General features: G+C 71.6%; 17 protein-coding genes and 1 pseudogene. 9 read left to right on the forward strand and 9 right to left on the reverse strand.

The annotated features are described in order from the left end of the window. From E6R18_RS29340 to E6R18_RS29365, 5 genes are all read left to right on the forward strand, one after another. Positions 1-987: GTP-binding protein (locus E6R18_RS29340; RefSeq protein ID WP_136319908.1), on the forward strand; the 987-nt coding region annotated here is incomplete at its 5' end. Between the two features lie 243 nt (positions 988-1,230). Then, positions 1,231-2,346 (forward strand): aliphatic sulfonate ABC transporter substrate-binding protein, encoded by a 1,116-nt coding sequence (locus E6R18_RS29350; protein ID WP_136319910.1) that lies wholly within the window; start codon positions 1,231-1,233, stop codon positions 2,344-2,346. Between the two features lie 34 nt (positions 2,347-2,380). Further along, a complete protein-coding gene (locus tag E6R18_RS29355) occupies positions 2,381-3,169 on the forward strand; it encodes an ABC transporter ATP-binding protein (protein ID WP_136319911.1) in 789 nt (262 codons plus the stop codon). Continuing rightward, positions 3,156-4,079, forward strand: a complete 924-nt coding sequence (locus E6R18_RS29360) for an ABC transporter permease (RefSeq protein ID WP_136319912.1) — start codon at positions 3,156-3,158, stop codon at positions 4,077-4,079. The genes E6R18_RS29355 and E6R18_RS29360 overlap by 14 nt, the downstream gene beginning before the upstream one ends. 6 nt (positions 4,080-4,085) lie before the next feature. Beyond that, positions 4,086-4,844 carry a sirohydrochlorin chelatase gene (locus tag E6R18_RS29365; protein WP_136319913.1) on the forward strand — a complete coding sequence of 253 codons (759 nt, stop codon included), beginning with the start codon at positions 4,086-4,088 and terminating at the stop codon, positions 4,842-4,844. Positions 4,845-4,858: 14 nt separating this feature from the next. On the opposite strand, the gene E6R18_RS29370 is transcribed toward E6R18_RS29365, so the two are convergent. Next, the gene (locus E6R18_RS29370) at positions 4,859-5,491 is read right to left on the reverse strand and encodes a DsbA family protein (protein ID WP_136319914.1); all 633 of its coding nucleotides are present in this window, start codon (positions 5,489-5,491) and stop codon (positions 4,859-4,861) included. 68 nt (positions 5,492-5,559) lie between these two features. Further along, positions 5,560-6,141 carry a TIGR03086 family metal-binding protein gene (locus tag E6R18_RS29375; protein ID WP_136319915.1) on the reverse strand — a complete coding sequence of 194 codons (582 nt, stop codon included), beginning with the start codon at positions 6,139-6,141 and terminating at the stop codon, positions 5,560-5,562. A 144-nt stretch (positions 6,142-6,285) separates the two neighbouring features. Here E6R18_RS29375 and E6R18_RS29380 point away from each other — a divergent pair, with 144 nt between their 5' ends. Beyond that, positions 6,286-7,122 carry an ATP-binding cassette domain-containing protein gene (locus E6R18_RS29380; protein WP_136319916.1) on the forward strand — a complete coding sequence of 279 codons (837 nt, stop codon included), beginning with the start codon at positions 6,286-6,288 and terminating at the stop codon, positions 7,120-7,122. Here the strand turns inward: E6R18_RS29380 and E6R18_RS29385 are convergent. Both E6R18_RS29385 and E6R18_RS29390 read right to left on the reverse strand, forming a co-directional pair. Further along, entirely contained in the window at positions 7,067-7,495 is a 429-nt protein-coding gene (locus E6R18_RS29385) for a nuclear transport factor 2 family protein (protein WP_136319917.1), read from the reverse strand. The genes E6R18_RS29380 and E6R18_RS29385 overlap by 56 nt on opposite strands. A 115-nt stretch (positions 7,496-7,610) precedes the next feature. Then, the gene (locus tag E6R18_RS29390) at positions 7,611-8,813 is read right to left on the reverse strand and encodes a S8 family peptidase (protein ID WP_136319918.1); all 1,203 of its coding nucleotides are present in this window, start codon (positions 8,811-8,813) and stop codon (positions 7,611-7,613) included. Positions 8,814-9,061: 248 nt separating this feature from the next. Here E6R18_RS29390 and E6R18_RS29395 point away from each other — a divergent pair. Continuing rightward, positions 9,062-9,262: pseudogene (locus E6R18_RS29395) on the forward strand (hypothetical protein); the annotation flags it as partial. 53 nt (positions 9,263-9,315) lie between these two features. Here E6R18_RS29395 and E6R18_RS29400 read toward each other — a convergent pair. Genes E6R18_RS29400 through E6R18_RS29410 form a run of 3 tightly spaced genes read right to left on the reverse strand, consistent with a single transcriptional unit; the run spans position 9,316 to position 12,397 of the window. Then, the gene (locus E6R18_RS29400; RefSeq protein ID WP_136319919.1) at positions 9,316-10,611 is read right to left on the reverse strand and encodes a sugar ABC transporter substrate-binding protein; all 1,296 of its coding nucleotides are present in this window, start codon (positions 10,609-10,611) and stop codon (positions 9,316-9,318) included. Continuing rightward, positions 10,611-11,444: a carbohydrate ABC transporter permease gene (locus E6R18_RS29405; protein WP_346765012.1), complete on the reverse strand. Its 834-nt coding sequence runs from the start codon at positions 11,442-11,444 to the stop codon at positions 10,611-10,613. Before E6R18_RS29405 ends, E6R18_RS29400 begins: the two co-directional genes overlap by 1 nt. A 2-nt stretch (positions 11,445-11,446) precedes the next feature. Then, positions 11,447-12,397: a sugar ABC transporter permease gene (locus E6R18_RS29410; RefSeq protein WP_206308460.1), complete on the reverse strand. Its 951-nt coding sequence runs from the start codon at positions 12,395-12,397 to the stop codon at positions 11,447-11,449. 126 nt (positions 12,398-12,523) lie between these two features. Here E6R18_RS29410 and E6R18_RS29415 point away from each other — a divergent pair, with 126 nt between their 5' ends. Then, positions 12,524-13,390 (forward strand): aminoglycoside phosphotransferase family protein, encoded by an 867-nt coding sequence (locus tag E6R18_RS29415; RefSeq protein ID WP_136319921.1) that lies wholly within the window; start codon positions 12,524-12,526, stop codon positions 13,388-13,390. A gap of 133 nt (positions 13,391-13,523) precedes the next feature. Here E6R18_RS29415 and E6R18_RS29420 read toward each other — a convergent pair whose 3' ends face one another. Together E6R18_RS29420 and E6R18_RS29425 are read right to left on the reverse strand one after the other, a co-directional pair. Then, complete coding sequence (locus E6R18_RS29420; RefSeq protein ID WP_136319922.1) at positions 13,524-14,285, reverse strand: 3'-5' exonuclease; 762 nt, start codon at positions 14,283-14,285, stop codon at positions 13,524-13,526. A gap of 68 nt (positions 14,286-14,353) precedes the next feature. After that, positions 14,354-15,586, reverse strand: coding sequence for an SAV2148 family HEPN domain-containing protein (locus E6R18_RS29425; RefSeq protein WP_136319923.1), 1,233 nt, complete (start codon positions 15,584-15,586; stop codon positions 14,354-14,356). A gap of 389 nt (positions 15,587-15,975) precedes the next feature. Here E6R18_RS29425 and glgX point away from each other — a divergent pair, with 389 nt between their 5' ends. After that, positions 15,976-18,135: a glycogen debranching protein GlgX gene (gene glgX, locus E6R18_RS29430; protein ID WP_136319924.1), complete on the forward strand. Its 2,160-nt coding sequence runs from the start codon at positions 15,976-15,978 to the stop codon at positions 18,133-18,135. The last annotated feature ends 9 nt before the right edge of the window (positions 18,136-18,144 follow it).

Consider the following 18,144-nt stretch of genomic DNA (forward strand, 5'->3'; position numbering starts at 1 on the left):
GAACTGGCCGTCGTCCTCGTCGACGCCCGCAACGGGGTGGTCGAGCAGACCCGCAGGCACGCCGCGGTCGCCGCCCTGCTGCGCGTCCCGCACGTGGTGCTGGCCGTCAACAAGATGGACCTCGTCGAGTACGCGGAGCCGGTGTTCGCCGCGATAGCCGAGGAGTTCACCGCGTACGCGGCCTCCCTCGGCGTCCCCGAGATCACCGCGATCCCGATCTCCGCGCTGGCCGGCGACAACGTCGTGGAGCCGTCCGCGCACATGGACTGGTACGGCGGCCCGACCGTCCTGGAGCACCTGGAGACGGTCCCGGTCAGCCACGACCTCACCGGCTGCCACGCCCGCTTCCCCGTCCAGTACGTGATCCGGCCGCAGACCGCCGAGCACCCGGACTACCGGGGCTACGCGGGCCAGATCGCCGCCGGCGTGTTCCGGGTCGGCGAGCCCGTCACCGTGCTGCCCTCGGGCCGCACCTCCACGATCGCCGGCATCGACCTGCTCGGGGACAGCGTGGACATCGCCTGGGCGCCCCAGTCGGTGACCCTGCGCCTCACCGACGACATCGACGTCTCGCGCGGCGACCTCATCGCCCCGGTGGACGACGCCCCGGCGGTCACCCAGGACGTGGAGGCGACCGTCTGCCATGTCGCGGACCAGCCGCTCACCGTGGGGCAGCGGGTGCTGCTCAAGCACACCACCCGTACGGTCAAGGCGATCGTCAAGGACATCCCCTCGCGGCTGACCCTGGACGACCTCTCGCAGCACCCGGCCCCGGGGCAGCTCGTCGCCAACGACATCGGCCGGGTCGTGGTCCGTACCGCCGAGCCGCTCGCGCTCGACGCGTACGCCGACTCGCGCCGCACCGGCTCCTTCCTCCTGATCGACCCGGCGGACGGCACCACGCTGTCGGCGGGCATGGCGGGCGCCTCGTTCGCCGCCGCCGAGGAAGCGCCGGCCGCCGGCGACGACGCCGAGTGGGACTTCTGATGGGCATCGACATCTTCTCGACCTTCGCGAAGGAGGGCGGCCGCGTCGGCAGCGGCGCCCTGGGCAGCGGGCAGGGCGGTGTCGGGCGATGTGCGCGATGACGTACGCGCACCGCCTGCGCGCCCGGCAGCTCCAACAGCTCCGCACGCACCGCCCGCATCGACGAAGACCCGCCGACCGCCCGGCCGCGCCCCCGCAATTCCGAGGGGCGTGAGCACCGGGCCTCCGAGAGGAAGACCTCCCGTGCCTGCCCCCCGTACCACGCTGCGTCGCAGCATCGCCGCCGCCGCCGCGCTGCCCCTGCTGGCCGTGGCCCTGACCGCCTGCGGCTACGGTTCCGAGTCGACGGACGACGACGTCAAGAAGGCGAACGCCGCCGCCGACGGGAAGAAGCTCTCCGCCGACACCGTGCGCATCGGGTACTTTCCGAACCTCACGCACGCCACCGCGCTCGTGGGCGACCAGGAGGGTCTGTTCCAGAAGGAACTGGGCGGCACCCAGCTCAAGACCTCCACCTTCAACGCCGGCCCGTCCGAGATCGAGGCGCTGAACGCCAACTCGATCGACATCGGCTTCATCGGCCCCTCGCCGTCCATCAACGGCTACACCAAGTCCAAGGGCAAGAACCTCCGGATCATCGGCGGTTCGGCCTCCGGCGGCGTGAAGCTCGTCGTGAACCCGAAGAAGATCAAGACCCTGGACGACCTCTTGGGCAAGAAGATCGCCACCCCGCAGCTCGGCAACACCCAGGACGTGGCGTTCCTCAACTGGATCTCCGAGAAGGGCTGGAAGGTCGACGCCCAGAGCGGCAAGGGTGACGTCTCCGTCGTCCGTACGGACAACAAGGTGACGCCCGACGCCTACCGCTCCGGCTCCATCGACGGCGCCTGGGTCCCCGAGCCGACCGCCTCCAAGCTGGTCGCCGAGGGTGCGAAGGAACTGCTCGACGAGTCGAAGCTGTGGCCGGACGACAAGTTCGTGATCACCAACATCATCGTGTCGCAGAAGTTCCTCAAGGAGCACGGGGACGTCGTCGAGGCCGTGCTGCGCGGCTCCGTCGCCACCAACGCGTGGATCAACGCCAATCCGGACAAGGCCAAGCACTCCGCCAACGCCGCGCTGAAGAAGCTCACCGGCAAGGAGCTCCCGGCCGAGGTGATCGACCCGGCGTGGAAGTCGATCCTGATCACCGACGACCCGCTGGCCGCCACGCTCGACGCGCAGGCCCAGCACGCGGTGAAGGCCGGTCTGCTGGAGGAGCCCGACCTCAAGGGCATCTACGACCTGAAGCCGCTGAACAAGATTTTCAAGGCCGCGGGCAAGCCCGAGGCCGACGACGCCGGCCTCGGCGTCAAGTAACCAGCCGCCCGAAGACTCCCAGGAGGTGACGACCATGGCGAACACCCTCACCAAGGCCGAGGACCGTGTCTCGGTCGGGCACGCCGCTCGTCTCGCACATGTCTCGAAGTCCTTCGCCGGGCCCGCGGGAACGCAGCTGGTCCTGGACGACATCAGCCTCGATGTCGCCCCGGGCGAGTTCGTCACCCTTCTGGGAGCCTCCGGATGCGGCAAGTCGACGCTGCTCAACCTGGTGGCCGGACTCGACCGGCCGACCGGGGGGACCATCGAGACCCCCGGCGGCCGGCCGGCGCTGATGTTCCAGGAGCACGCCCTCTTCCCGTGGCTGACCGCGGGCAAGAACATCGAACTCGCGCTGCGCCTGCGCGGCGTAGCGAAGTCGCAGCGCCGCCCGGAGGCGGAACGGCTGCTGGAGCTGGTGCGTCTGGGCGGGGCGTACGGCAAGCGGGTGCACGAGCTCTCCGGCGGCATGCGGCAGCGCGTGGCGATGGCCCGCGCGCTCGCCCAGGACAGCCGACTGCTCCTGATGGACGAGCCGTTCGCCGCGCTCGACGCCATCACCCGCGATGTGCTGCACGACGAGCTGACCCGGATCTGGCGCGAGACCAATGTGTCGGTCCTCTTCGTCACACACAACGTGCGCGAGGCCGTACGGCTCGCCGAGCGCGTCGTGCTGCTCTCGTCCCGCCCCGGCCGGATCGCCCGTGAGTGGACGGTCGACATCGAGCAGCCTCGCCGCATCGAGGACACCTCAGTGGCGGAACTGTCCGTCGAGATCACCGAACAACTGCGTGGGGAGATCCGCCGTCATGGCCAGCACTGACATCAAGTCGGACGAGGCGGGGTCCGGCGGGAGCGGGCCCGGTACGCGAAAGCCGGACGACCTGGCCGGTCTGGAGGCGGGCCTGGACGCCCTGGACACGGTGCAGGTGCAGCGCACCCCGGTGCGCGAGGTCCTGCTGCGCAAGGTCCTGCCGCCGCTGCTGGCGGTGGCCCTGGTCCTCGTCGTGTGGCAGGTGCTCGTCTGGGCCGAGGTGACCGAGGACTACAAGCTGCCCTCGCCCTCCGCCGTCTGGGACAGCGCCCGTGACATGTGGCTGCGCGGAACCTTGCTGGAGGTGGTGTGGACCAGCGTCTCGCGCGGTCTGCTCGGCTTCCTGCTCTCGGTCGCCATCGGCACCCCGCTCGGCCTGCTGGTGGCCCGGGTGAAGTTCGTCCGGGCCGCGATCGGCCCGATCCTGTCCGGGCTTCAGTCGCTGCCCTCGGTCGCCTGGGTGGCGCCGGCCGTGATCTGGCTCGGCCTCGACGACAAGATGATGTTCGCGGTCATCCTGCTCGGCGCGGTGCCCTCGATCGCCAACGGGCTGGTCTCCGGCGTCGACCAGGTGCCGCCGCTCTTCCTGCGAGCGGGCCGCACCCTGGGCGCGACCGGGCTGCGCGGCACCTGGCTGATCGTGATGCCGGCCGCCCTGCCGGGCTACCTGGCCGGCCTCAAGCAGGGCTGGGCGTTCTCCTGGCGTTCGCTGATGGCCGCCGAGATCATCGCCTCCTCTCCCGAACTGGGCCTCGGGCTCGGGCAGTTGCTGGAGAACGGCCGCAACAACGCGGACATGCCGGGGATCTTCCTCGCCATCATCCTGATCCTGTTCGTCGGCATCGCCATCGACCTGCTCATCTTCAGTCCGCTGGAGCGGTGGGTGCTGCGCAGCCGCGGTCTCCTCGTCAAGAACTGAGCGCTCATGTCCTCTCCGGTCCTCCTCGTCATCGCCCACGGCAGCCGTGACCCGCGGCACGCCGCGACCGTGCACGCGCTGACCGCGCGGGTACGGGCGCTGCGGCCGGGGCTGCGCGTGGAGACCGGGTTCCTGGACTTCAACGCGCCCTCGGTGCCGCGGGTCCTTGAACGGCTGGCCGCCGAGGGTGCGCACGAGGTGGTGGCGCTGCCGCTGCTGCTCACCCGGGCGTTCCACGCCAAGTCGGACATCCCGGCGGTGCTGCGGGAGGCCCGCGCGGCGCTGCCCCGGCTGCGGGTGAGCCGGGCCGAGGTGCTCGGCCCGTCGCCGCTGCTGAACGCCGCCCTGGAACGGCGGCTGGACGAGGCCGGGGTCCGCCCCGGCGACCGAAGCTCGACCGGGCTCGTCCTGGCCTCGGCGGGCTCCTCAGACCCGGAGGCGATCGCAGTGATCGCTGAAATCGCGCGGGAGCTGCGGCACACCGGTTGGTGTTCCGTGCGGCCTGCGTTCGCCTCCGCATCCCTCCCCCGCACCGAGGACGCGGTACGGGCCCTGCGGGCCGACGGCGTGCGCCGGGTGGCGGTCGCCCCGTACGTGATCGCGCCCGGCCGCCTCCCGGACCGCATCGCTGCGGGGGCGGCCGAGGCCGGCGCGGACGTGCTGGCCGGGGTGCTGGGGCCGGCGCCCGAGCTGGCCCGGCTGCTGCTGGACCGGTACGACGGGGCCCGCGTGCGGTCCGCGCGCCCGGTCCCGCTCAGCGCCTGAGCCGGCCGGGCCGCTCAGCCCACGTCGATGCCGCCCGTGCGGGTGCGCTTGAGCTCGAAGAAGTCCGCGTGGCCGGCGAGCACCCGGAAGCTGTCGAACAGCCGGGCCGCCTCCTCGCCGCGCGGGATCGCCCGCAGCACCGGCCCGAACCAGACCGTCCCGTCCACGTGGATCGTGGGGGTGCCCACGTACCCGCCCGCCTCCGGGTCCTGGCCCGCCTCGTGGCTGCGCCGCACGGCCTCGTCGTACGCCTCGGTGTGCGCGGCCCCCGCGAGCCCTGCGGGCAGGCCCAGTTCGGCGAGGGACTGGGCGACGACCTCGTCGAAATCCTCGTTCTTCTGCTGGTGGATACGGCTGCCGAGGGCCGTGTACAGGTCGCGGAGCACCTCCTCGCCGTGTTCCTCGGCCGCGGCGGCGGCGACCCGCACCGGGCCGATCGACCGGTCGACCAGGTCGCGGTACCAGTCGGGGAGTTCGTTGCCGGTGTTGTGCAGGTAGAGGCTCATGACGTGGAAGCGGAGTCCGATGTCGCGGTGCTGCTCCACCTCCAGCATCCAGCGGGAGGTGATCCAGGCGAACGGGCAGGCCGGGTCGAAGTAGAAGTCGACGACGGGCCTGCCCTGTTCCGGGGTGCGGTGTGCGCTCATGGGGTGAGCCTAGCCAGCCGGTGGCGCACTCCCCCGGGCCATTCGGCGCCCCGCGTCCTGGGCCACTTTCAGCCCGCGGTCCACTGCGGGTCGCGTCCGCTCAGGGCGAGGGCGCGGGTGAATCCGGTGGCCCCGGGGGCGTCCACCTCGTCGGTGAAGCCCTCGTACTGGCGGTAGAGCGCGGCGGTCTTCTCGACGGTCCCCAGCACGTGGGCGGCGGCCTCGTCGGAGAGCCGGAACTCCTGGCCGGTGGCGCGGGCGACGTCCCAGCCGTGCAGGGCGATCTCCTCGATGAGCATGGCGGCGGTGTCGGCGGCCGGGGACGCAGACTCGCCGGTGCCGATGGTGCCTTCCCAAACGGTCGGGTCGGCCCAGGCGGCGACGGCCCGGTCCAGCTGGGCGGCGTACTGCTCGGCCCAGTCGGCGTCGGCGGTGAAGTCGCGGGCGATCAGCTCCTCGGGGAGCTCGGTGCGCAGGGCGCGGTGCTCCATGCCGTGCGAGGTGTAGAGGACCCAGTGGTTGATGAGCGTGCGGACGTCCCAGTCCGCGCAGGGGGTGGCGGTCGCCTCCAGCTGTCGGGCGCTGACGCCCCGGGCCACACGGGCGGCCTCGGCGGCGCATTCGGTCATGTGGGCGTGCTCGTTCTTCATGCACGACAACGTAGGTGCGCATGGCCCGGCCGGTATTGAAGAAAGGCGACAGCGGGCGGGCGGCCGGGGAGGGTGTATGGGCCACGGACTAGGCTCTCCGGTGCGCCGGAAGGCGCTCGCGCCCGTACGAAGGAGCAGCCGCACGTGACCACCACCGCACCTCTGTCCCCCTCCGTCGCCACGGCCCCGGTGCCGGTCATCCGCGCCGAGGGGGTCTCGCTCGTACGTGACGGGAACGTCCTGCTCGACTCGGTCTCGCTCACCGTGCGCGGCGGGGAGCACTGGGCGCTGCTCGGTGCCAACGGGGCGGGCAAGAGCACGCTGCTCGGGCTGCTCGGCGCGGTCACGCACCCGACCCGGGGTTCGGTCGAGGTGCTGGGCCGGACGCTGGGGCGGGTGGATCTGCGGGAGCTGCGGACGCTGCTGGGCCATGTCAATCCGCGTCATCCGCTGCGGTCCCCTCTGACGGTGGACGAGGTGGTGCTGACGGGCCTGACGAACTCGGTCGAGCCGGTGCCGCGCTGGTCGCCGGGCCCTGGGCAGCGGGAGCGGGCGGAGCGGCTGCTGACGATGCTGGGCATGGGCGACAAGACGGGGTCGCGCTGGCCGGCGCTCTCGCAGGGTGAGCGCGGCCGGACGCTGATCGCCCGCGCCCTGATGCCGCAGCCCCGGCTGCTGCTGCTCGACGAGCCGGCGACCGGGCTCGACCTGGCCGCCCGGGAGCAGCTGCTGGACAGCCTGGACGCGTTGCGCGAGGAGCATCCGGAACTGGCGACGGTGCTGGTCACGCATCATCTGGAGGAGCTGCCGGCGTCGACCACGCATGCGATGCTGCTGCGCGGCGGGCGGTGCCTGGCCTCGGGTGCTGCGGACGAGGTGCTGACCACGGACCGGGTCAGCGAGTGCTTCGGGCACCCGGTGCACATCACCCGCACGGACGGCCGGTGGACGGCCCGCGCCCGGCGTTCGCCCCGTCGCTGACCTCGGGGGCCGCGTCGAAGGGGGTGGCCTGGTGGTAGTAGAGCAGCCAGCCCGCATCGGTGAGCCGCCACAGCGAACTGCGGTGGGCGCGCCTGCCCTTGGCCTCGGTGTCGAAGGTGAGGTGGACGAGCTCGTCGGCGAGGTTGACGCCGCGCATCCGGGAGGCGGTGAGCTGGCCCGGCCGCGGGGCCAGGCCCGAGATGAGCGAGTCGATGACCGTGGCCCGGTCCCAGTGGCGGCCGGCGGTGTCGACCTCGTGGTAGTCGGGGTGCAGCACCTGGTCGAGGAGGACGGTGGAGGCCCGGACCACGGGGTCCATGAGCCGGAGCTCGCCCTCGATGGCCGCGGCCACGCCCGGCGCCGGCTCCGTCATGCCCCGCCCCCGCCCGCATCGGTCGTCATGGGCCCAGCTTAGGACGGTCCCGCCGGGCCGTGCGGCCGCCGCGCCCCGTGGGGGAGAGCGCGGTGGCCGCCGGTCGGGTGCGCTGTTACTCGACGACCTTCAGGAGCTTGTTCGCGGTGCCCGCGGTGGCGTCGCTGATGGCGCCCGGGGTGGCACCGCCGGTCAGGGCCGTGGCGACCTCGTCCGGGGTGGCGTCCGGGTGTCCGGCCAGGTAGACGGCGGCGGCACCGACGACGTGCGGGGTCGCCATGGACGTACCGGAGATGGTGTCCGTGCCGGTGTCGCTGTCGTTCCACGCCGAGGTGATGTCCGAGCCCGGGGCGTAGAGGTCCACGAGCGAGCCGTAGTTGGAGAAGTACGACTGCCCGTCGTCCACCGTGGACGAGGCGACCGTGATGGCCTCCGGGACGCGCGCCGGGGAGGACTCGCTCGCGTCGCCCGACTCGTTGCCGGCGGCCACTCCGTAGGTGACACCGGAGGCGATGGACTTCTGGACCGCCGCGTCGAGCGCCTCGTCCACGCCGCCGCCGAGGCTCATGTTGGCGACGGACGGACCCTCGTGGTTCGCGGTGACCCAGTCGATGCCGGCGATGACCTGCTCGGTGGTGCCCGAGCCCGAGTCGTCCAGGACTCGCACGGCCACGATCTTGGCCTTCTTGGCGACACCGTACGTCGCACCGGCTATGGTGCCGGCCACGTGGGTGCCGTGGCCGTAGCCGTCGTCGGCGACGTCGTCGTCGTCCACGGCGTCGTAGCCGTAGCTGGCCCGGCCCTCGAACTCCTCGTGCGTGATGCGGACCCCGGTGTCGATGACGTACGCGGTGACACCTTCGCCGGCGCTGTCCGGGTAGGTGTAGGCGTTGTCGCCGGCGGTCCCGGTCTGGTCGATGCGGTCCAGGCCCCAGGACGGCGGGTTGTCCTGGGTGGCGTCGATGTGGAACTTCTTGTTCTGGACGACCTTGGAGACGGCCGGGTCGGCGGCGAGCCGCTTGGCCTCGGTCTCGGTGAGGCCGCTGGCGGAGAAGCCGTTGATGGCGGAGCTGTAGTTGCGGTTCAGCTTGCCGCCGTACTCCTTGGCCAGCTTCGTCTTGTCCGCCTTGTGGTCCAGCATCACGATGTAGCTGCCGGAGACCGCGGTCGCCGCGTCGGCGCCGTAGATCTTGCCCATGGCGGGAGCGGGTGCCGCCCCCGCCATCGGGCTGCCCAGCAGGGTGACGCCGGCGGCGGCCGCCACCGCGGTGATGGAAGCGGTCAGCTTGAACCGGCGTACGCGCTTGTGAATTGCCATGAAGAGGGGTCTCCTCGTCATTCTTTGTGGGGGGATTGGCCTCCGGCCGGAAAATCTCCGGGGGTTGTTCGAAACCTTTACCGATTGACGCGCACAGATCAAGACCTTCATACGGCTCTGACGCAGTCGTCAAGCTTTCGTCACAAGAAGCCCTCACCCGCGCACCGATGCGCCAACCACCTTTACGTGTAAGGGGCTTCGACCCTCCGTCTCGGGGGCACGACCTGTCCGCAAGTCGGAGAGGTCCTGCGGCCGTGCTGATCGACGCGACGATCATCCGCGGTGTCCTGCTGCCGGCCGCGATGGCCCTGCTGGGCGAGCGCAACTGGTACTTCCCGAAGTGGCTGCGGTGGCTGCCGGACATGACCCACGACCAGTCGTACGACGACGTGCCGGACGAGGCCGCACCGGTCCTCGGCGGCGGGGAGCCGGAGCGGGTCGGCGTCTGACCCCGGCCGCGCGCACGCCCTCCTCCCGGAGTCCGGGAGGAGGGCGTGCGCGTTCAGCGCTGGTAGCGGGCCAGGACCCGGTTGCCGTCGGACACCAGACGCTTCTTCAGCTCGGCCGCGTCGATCGCCCCGCTGTAGTACTCCTGGAGCGCGGGGGTGGCGACCTTGTCCTTCCACTCGGGGTAGCCGCGCACGGACTGGGCCGGTGCGGAGCGCAGCGCTCCGGCGAGGGCGGCGCCGGTGGCCCAGCCCCGGTCCGCGGTGTGCAGGGCGGGGTCGGCCAGCGCCTCGGTGCCGGTCGGCAGCATCCAGTCGCCCTTGGCCAGGCGCACCATGTTCGCCGGCCGCAGCAGGAAGTCGATGAACTGAACGGCTTCCTTCTTGTGCGGGCTGTCCTCGGCGACGGACAGGGTCTGCGGGCTCACCCCCTGGGCGAGGCCGTCCCGGCCGGCCGGGGCGGGCAGCACCGTCCACTCGAAGCCCTTCGGCGCCTGCTCGACGACCTGCTGGCGGTAGGAGAAGCCGAGCGGCACCATCGCGTACTTGCCGCCGAAGAAGCCGGGCAGGGTGTCGCCGCCGCCCATGCCGAGCGCGGTGCGGGCGGCGCTGTGGTCGGTGTCGACCTGGTCGTGGATGGTGTCCGGGACCACCTGGTCGTCCTCCCCCATCGCGACGGTCACCTTTCCGTCGGCGCCCCGGTGGAAGAGCTCGCCGCCGGCCGAGAGGCCGAGGTTGAGGGTGACGGAGACGGGTTCCTTGAGCGGCCAGGCGACCCCGTAGCGTCCCTTGCCCGTCAGCTCCTTGGTCACCTCCCGGAACTCCGGCCAGCTCCAGGGCTTCTCGGGGGTGGGGATACGGACTCCGGATTCCTTGAGGATCCTGGTGTTGGCGATCAGGACCCGGGGCTCCTGGAGGAAGGGCACTCCGTAGACCCCGCCGTCGAAGGTGGTGGTCTGCCAACTCTGCCGGGGGATGTCTCCGGTCAGCCGGTCCGGCAGGAGCGTGCGCAGGTCGGCGAGGTAGCCCCCGTACGCGAAGTCCGCGAGGTCGTCGGAGGCATCGTGGATGACGTCGGGCGCCTCGCCGCCCTCGAAGGAGGTGAGGAGCTGGTCGTGGACGCTGTCCCAGCTGCCCTGGACGTACTGGACCTGGATGCCGGGGTGGGCCGCGTTCCACTCCTTCACCAGCTGCTTGTTGATGTCGACGGACTCCTTCTGCCAGGCCAGCGACTGGAAGCGGAGCCGGATCTTCCCGTCCGCGTCGCCGTCGCCGCCCCCTCCGCCGCAGCCGGTGAGCAGCAGGGCCATCGCGGTGGCCGCCGCGGCTGCCGTACGTACCAGCGCGCGCATCAGCTCTTCACCGCCCCGGCCAGCATGCCGCCGGTGATCCGGCGCTGGATGACGGCGAACAGGACGAGCGAGGGGAGGGTGGCGAGGAACGCGGCGGCGGCGAGCGGGCCGAGGTCGGCGGCGCCCTCGGCACCGAGGAAGTGTGTCAGTACGACCGGCAAGGTCTGCTTCTCCGGTGTCTTGAGGAGGACGAGCGCGAAGAAGAACTCGTTCCACGCGGTGATGAACGCGAAGAGGGCCGTGGCGACGATGCCGGGGGCCAGCAGCGGGGCGGTGACCGAGACCAGCGTCCGCAGCCGGCCCGCCCCGTCGACCGCCGCCGCCTCCTCCAGTTCGGGCGGCACGGCCCGTACGTAGCCCACGAGCATCCACAGCGCGAAGGGCAGGGCCCACACCACGTAGACCATGATCAGCCCCGCGAGCGTGTTGATCAGGTGCAGGTGCTTGAGGACCAGGAAGAGCGGAATGATCAGCAGGACGAAGGGGAACGCCTGGCTGACCACGACCCAGCCGGTGGCCGCCGTGGCGAGCCGGGTGCGGTGGCGGGCCATCACATAGGCCATCGGCGTGGCGATGACGACGGCGACGACCCCGGCCGAGAGCGCGGCGATCAGCGAGTTGGCGGCGGCCCGCAGCAGCGGCTGCTCGTCGAACGCCTGCCGGAAGTTGTCCAGCGTCGGGTCCCGGGGAATCCAGGTCGGGTGCAGGGACCCCAGCTCGGGCGCGGGTTTGAAGGCCGTGGAGATCAGCCAGAGGAACGGGAACGCCAGGAAGACCAGGTAGCACAGCAGCGCCAGATACTGCCCGGCGCGCACGGACCGCTTGGTGCGCATGCTCACCGGTCCTCGCCTCCCCCGAGCCGTCCGGCGAGGTACACGGCGAGGATCACGGAGATCACCGCGACCATCACACAGCCCATCGCGGCGGCGTAGCCGAACTGCCCGTACCGGAATGCCTCCTCGTACGCGAAGAGCATCGGCAGCCGGGTGCGGACGCCGGGGCCGCCGTTGGTCAGGACGTAGACCAGCGCGAAGGAGTTGAAGTTCCAAATAAAATTGAGCGCGGTGATGGACAGGGCGACCGGCCGGATGGCGGGCCAGGTGACGGTCCGGAACCTGCGCCAGGCACCCGCGCCGTCCAGGGCCGCGGCCTCGTGGAGTTCCTGCGGGGTGTTCTGCAGCCCGGCCAGCAGGGCGACGGTGGTCTGCGGCATGCCGGCCCAGACGCCGACGAGGATCACCGCGGGCAGGGCGGTGGCGAGCCCGGTCAGCCAGTCCCGGCCGTCCCCGAGGCCCAGGTCGCGGATGGTCTCGTTGAGGATGCCGGCATCCGGGTTGTAGACGAGCCGCCACATGATGCCGACGACGACCTCGGGCATCGCCCACGGGATGATCGCCAGGGCCCGGGCCAGCCAGCGCATCCGCAGGTTCTCGTTGAGCAGCAGGGCGAGGCCGAGCGCGAGCAGGAACTGCGGGACGGTGACGCCGACCGCCCACACCAGGCCGATCCGGAACGACTCCCAGAACAGCCCGTCGTGCAGCAGGTCCTGGAAGTTCAGCGTGCCGACCCACTGGGTGGCGCGGGTGCGGCCCGACTGGGAGTCGGTGAAGGCCAGCAAGATGCCGTAGAGCAGCGGGCCGACGCTCAGGACCAGGATCGGGATGAGGGCCGGCAGCACCAGGAACCAGGTGCCGGGGGCCCCGCCGGGCCGCGCGGACCGCTCGGTGCGCCGCTTGTCCGGCGGACCGTGCCGCCCGGACCGCACGGTTGCACTCGCCAATGTCATGGATGAGCCCCCTTTGCGTCATTCGATCGGCTTTAGGCCGTTCTGGCCGCTCAGGTGGCCTCCGTCATCGTGCTGACGGGCCGCCGGTTCGTCAAGACAACCTGCACGGATGCGAAAATCGGATCCATGAACGAGATGGAAGCGCGCGAGGTGCTCACCGCCGCCGGGTTCTCCGGTGACGCCGAACTGCTCGCGCTCGGCGAGAACGCCGTGTTCGCGGCCGGTGACCTCGTCGTCAAGGTCGGCCGGGACGCCGTGCGCAGCCCGGAGCTGCGGGAGCGGGCCGAGCGCGAGGTGGCCGTCGCGCGGTGGCTCGCCGACTCGGGCGTGCCCGCCGTGCGGGCCGCCGAGCCCGGGGCGCGGCTGGTCGAGGGCCACCCGGTGACCCTGTGGCACCGGCTGCCCGAGGCGGTGCGCCCGGCCGAACCGCGCGACCTGGCCCCGCTGCTCACCGCCGTGCACGCGCTGCCCGCGCCCGCGGACTTCACTCTGCCCCGCCGCGAGCTGCTCGGCGGCGTCGAGCGCTGGCTGCACCTGGCGGGCGACGCGATCGACCCGGCCGACGCCGACTATCTGCGCGAGCGCCGCGACGGCTTCGCGGCGGCGGCAGCGGCGCTGGTCCCGCATCTGCCCCCGGGCCCCATCCACGGCGACGCGCTGGCACGCAACGTCCATGTCGGCCCGGCCGGACCGGTCCTGGTGGACCTGGAGACCTTCGCCGCGGACCTGCGCGAGCACGACCTGGTGGTCCTCGCCCTGTCCCGCGACCGGTACGGCCTGGCGGCCGGGGCCTATGACGCGTTCACCGAGGCGTACGGCTGGGACGTGCGCGAGTGGGAGGGCTGCGGGGTGCTGCGCGGGGCGCGGGAGACGGCGAGCTGTGCGTGGGTCGCGCAGCACGCCCCGGCCAACGCGGCGGCTCTCGCCGAATTCCGTCGGCGCGTGGCGTCCCTGCGGGACGGGGACACGGCGGTGCGGTGGTACCCCTTCTGAGGGTTCTGTCCTCAATCGCCGGACGGCCTGGATACGGCCGAGCCGGCCCACGCACCGGCCAAGCGCCTGTCCTCAATCGCCGGACGGGCTTGGTTCGGCCTGGCCGACCCGCGCACCGGCCAAGCACTTGTCCTCAATCGCCGGACGGGCTGGATACGGCCGGGCTCGATTCGGCGGCCGGCGCCGGCTCCCGGACCGGCCAGCGGCCGTCGATCTCCGCGTCGGCGGTGCCCTTGCGGCGCAGGAACTGCTGGAAGTCGGCGGCCCACTCCGCGTACCAGGCGATCTGGCGCTCGTGGAGCCGGGCGGCGTCCAGCTCGGCCACCGCGCGGTGCCGGCCGGCTATCGCGTACGCCACGCGCACCGCGGCCAGCGCGTCCGCCGCCGCGTCGTGCGCCCCGCCGTGGACCACGCCGTACTCGACGCAGACCGCCTCAAGGTTCCGCTTGCCCTTGCGGTAGCGGTCGACGGCCCGGTCGATGGTGTACGGGTCGATGACGGGCCCGATGGGGGCGCCGTCGAGCCGGTCGCTGAGCGAGGGCAGCCGGTGGCGGTGCAACTCGGCGGTGAGCAGCGTCAGATCGAAGGCCGCGTTGTACGCGACGACGGGGACGCCCCGGCGCCAGTAGCCGGCCAGGGTGTCGGCGATCTCGTCGGCCACCTCGCGCGCCGGCCGGCCCTCGGACGCGGCCCGCTCACTGCTGATGCCGTGGATCGCGGAGGCTTGGGCGGGGATGCGGATGCCCGGGTCGGCCAGCCAGCTGTGCCGGTCCACCGGCTCGCCGTCCAGCCCGTCCACGGCGATCACCGCGGCCGTCACGATGCGGGCCTCCAGCGGGTCCGTCCCCGTCGTCTCCAGATCGAAGCCGACCAGCGCATGCCGGTGCCAGCTCATCCCGTACCTCCTTCGTGGTGCTCCCCCGGATGACGACCACCCTCGCACGGGCCACTGACAACGCCCGGTCAGGAGACCGGCCGGGAGTCCGTCCAGACGGATTCGAACTCCTCGCGGTAGGTCTCGAACAGCCCGTGCTCGTACCCCTGCCCCGCCCGGACCACCGCACGCCCGCCGCCGCGCAGCACCAGCACCGGCGCCTCCATGCCGCGTGCCCGGCGCAGATAGGTCTGCACGACGCCCACCGCGTCGGCCCCGTCGCCGTCCACCAGGTAGGCCGTGAAGCGCGGGGTCTCGTCGAAGACGTGGATCTCGAAGGCGCCCGGGTCGCGGAGCTTGGAGCGCACCCGCCGCATGTGCAGGATGTTCATCTCCACCGACCGGCTCAGCTCGCCCTTCTTGAGCCCGAGCTCCCGCTCGCGGCGCTTGACCGCGCTGCTGGCCGGGTTGATGAAGAGCAGCCGTATCCGGCAGCCCGACTCGGCGAGCCGGATGAGCCGGCGGCCGGAGAAGTTCTGCACCAGCAGGTTGAGCCCGATGCCGATCGCGTCGAGGCGGCGGGCGTCGCCGAACAGGTCCTCGGCGGGCAGCTGGCGCTGGAGGCGCACCCGGTCGGAGTGGACGGAGACCACGTCCGCGTACCGGTCGCCGACCAGCTCCTCGACGGCGTCGACCGGGAGCCGGTCGGCGGAGGGCACGGCCGCCCCGCTGCCCAGCATCTCCAGGAGGCGGGCGGAGGCCCGCTCGGCCTGGGCCAGCACCGCTTCGTTGAGCGCGCGGTTGCGGGAGACGACGTTGCGCGCGACCTCCAGCTCGTCGAGCGCCAGTTCGACATCGCGGCGGTCGTCGAAGTACGGCTCGAAGCACGGCCAGTGCTGGACCATCAGCTCGCGCAGCTGGGGCAGCGTGAGGAAGCTCAGGACGTTGTCGTCGGCCGGGTCGAGCAGATAGCCCTTGCGGCGGGAGACCTCGCGCACGGCGGCCGCCCGCTGCACCCACTCCTGCCCGGCAGGGCCTGCGGCGGCCACCACCCAGTCCTCGCCGTGCACGGGCTCGTAGATCGGCCGGAGCACCGCCGCGACCACGGCACGCAGCCGCTGTTCGACGAGATTCAGCCAGATGTAGGCGCGCCCGGCCCGCTGGGCGCGCGTGCGCACCTCGCTCCAGGCGTCGGCGCCCCAGTCCAGTTCCGCACCGATCTCCAGCGGTTGCGCCAGCGAGACCGCCCCGGGCGGGACATCGGCCACATCCCCCTCGTGACCCGTGTCACCCGGGGGCAGCTCGAACCCTCCCGAGCTCACCCACGCACCGCCTTCCACTCCCCCACCAACGATCAAGGAAGGGTACTCCGGGAGCGGGAGCCGGTGCAGCCGGATGCGCAGGCTCCTTTACCAACTCCCCATGGAATCAAACCTGTTCCCGTCGGCGCGTTCGGCGGGAGTGAGCGGATTCATAGTGATTAAACACCCCAGTAAGGGCCGCAAACCGGACAGAGGCGGCGAGGAGTGACCGAAGGCCGTTCCCGGGCGACACGGAGAGGCGCGAGGTTGACCGGACCGGGCCGTGACACGGCGACGCCGCCCCCGTTTGTCGGCCGGGTCCTAGGTACAAGCCGGTCTTTCGGGGAAGATCTGGCCCAGGTGGCCAGCATTCCCCAGGCGACCGCAGCAGAACTGGAAGAGTCGAATCCATGCAGGTCTGGCCGGGACAGGCGTACCCCCTCGGTGCCACGTACGACGGCGCCGGGACCAACTTCGCGGTCTTCTCGGAGGCCGCCCACCGAATCGAGTTGTGCCTGCTGCACGACGACGGTTCCGAGACGGCGGTGGAACTGAGAGAGACCGATGCCTTCGTCCGTCACGCGTACCTGCCCGGAGTGATGCCCAGTCAGCGCTACGGATTCAGGGTGCACGGCCCGTACGAACCGCAGCGGGGCATGCGGTGCAACTCCGCCAAGCTGCTCCTGGACCCCTACGCGCGGGCGGTGTCCGGGCGGATCAAATGGGGCGAGGCGGTGTACGGCTACCCCTTCGGCCGGCCCGACGCGCGCAACGACCTGGACTCGGCCCCGCACACCATGAGCTCGGTCGTGGTCAACCCGTACTTCGACTGGGGCGACGACCGCCGGCCGCGTACGGATTATCACCGCACGGTGATCTACGAGGCCCATGTGAAGGGCCTGACGATGCTCCATCCGGGGCTGCCCAAGGAGCTGCGCGGCACGTACGCGGGGCTCGCGCACCCGGAGATCATCGCCCATCTGACGGAGCTGGGCGTCACGGCCATCGAGCTGATGCCGGTGCACCAGTTCGTCCAGGACCACCGGCTGGCGGACGCGGGGCTCGCCAACTACTGGGGTTACAACACGATCGGATTCTTCGCCCCGCACAACGCCTACGCCTCCTGGGGCGACCGGGGCGAGCAGGTGCTGGAGTTCAAGCAGGCCGTGCGCGCCCTGCACCAGGCGGGCATCGAGGTGATCCTCGACGTGGTCTACAACCACACCGCCGAGGGCAACCACCTGGGCCCCACGCTCTCCTTCCGGGGGCTGGACAACGCCTCGTACTACCGGCTGACCGACGACCAGCGCTACTACATGGACACCACGGGGACCGGGAACTCCCTGCTCATGCGCTCGCCGCACGTGCTCCAGATGATCATGGACTCGCTGCGGTACTGGGTGACCGAGATGCATGTGGACGGCTTCCGCTTCGACCTGGCGGCCACGCTGGCCCGTCAGTTCCACGAGGTGGACCGGCTTTCGTCGTTCTTCGACCTGGTGCAGCAGGACCCGGTGGTCAGCCAGGTGAAGCTGATCGCCGAGCCGTGGGACGTGGGCGAGGGCGGCTACCAGGTGGGGAACTTCCCGCCGCTGTGGACCGAGTGGAACGGCAAGTACCGGGACACGGTCCGCGACCTGTGGCGGGGCGAGCCCCGGACCCTGGCCGAGTTCGCCGGGCGGCTGACCGGCTCGTCCGATCTGTACCAGGACGACGGGCGGCGCCCGCTGGCCTCGATCAACTTCACCACCTGCCACGACGGCTTCACCCTGCACGACCTGGTCTCGTACAACGACAAGCACAACGAGGCCAACGGCGAGGGCAACCGGGACGGCGAGAGCCACAACCGTTCCTGGAACTGCGGCGCCGAGGGCGAGACGGACCGGCCCGAGGTGCTGGAGCTGCGCGAGCGCCAGATGCGCAACTTCATCGCCACCCTGATGCTGTCCCAGGGCGTGCCCATGCTCAGCCACGGCGACGAGTTCGGCCGCACCCAGCAGGGCAACAACAACGCCTACTGCCAGGACAACGAACTGTCGTGGGTGCACTGGCCCGGGCCGGCCGGTGCGGCGGGTGGTGACGTCGGGGAGCCGGACGAGGCGTCGCAGGACATGAGCCTGCTGGAGTTCACCCGGGCGATGGTGTGGCTGCGCCGCGACCACCCGGTCTTCCGGCGCCGGAGGTTCTTCCACGGCCGCCCGGTGGAGGGCACCCACGACGAGCTGTCCGACATCGCCTGGTTCACCCCGGAGGGTCAGGAGATGACCCAGCGGGACTGGCAGGCGGCGCACGCCAAGGCGCTGACGGTCTTCCTGAACGGGCACGCCATCTCGGAGCCGGGCCCGCGCGGGGAGCGGATCTCCGACGACTCGTTCCTGCTGATGTTCAACGCGAGCGCCGAGACCCTGGAGTTCGCCGTGCCGGTCAACCACGGGCGGCAGTGGCACGCCGTCGTGGACACCGCGCGCCCGGCCGGGGTGCTGCTGACCGGGTCGGGTCCGAAGGTGGCGGCGGGCGATCGGGTGACGCTGGTGGGGCGGAGCATGGTGGTGCTGCAACGGCCCGCGTGAGCGGCCACC

The sequence above is a fragment of the Streptomyces sp. A1277 genome, from assembly GCF_004795015.1.
Taxonomy (GTDB): Bacteria; Actinomycetota; Actinomycetes; order Streptomycetales; family Streptomycetaceae; genus Streptomyces.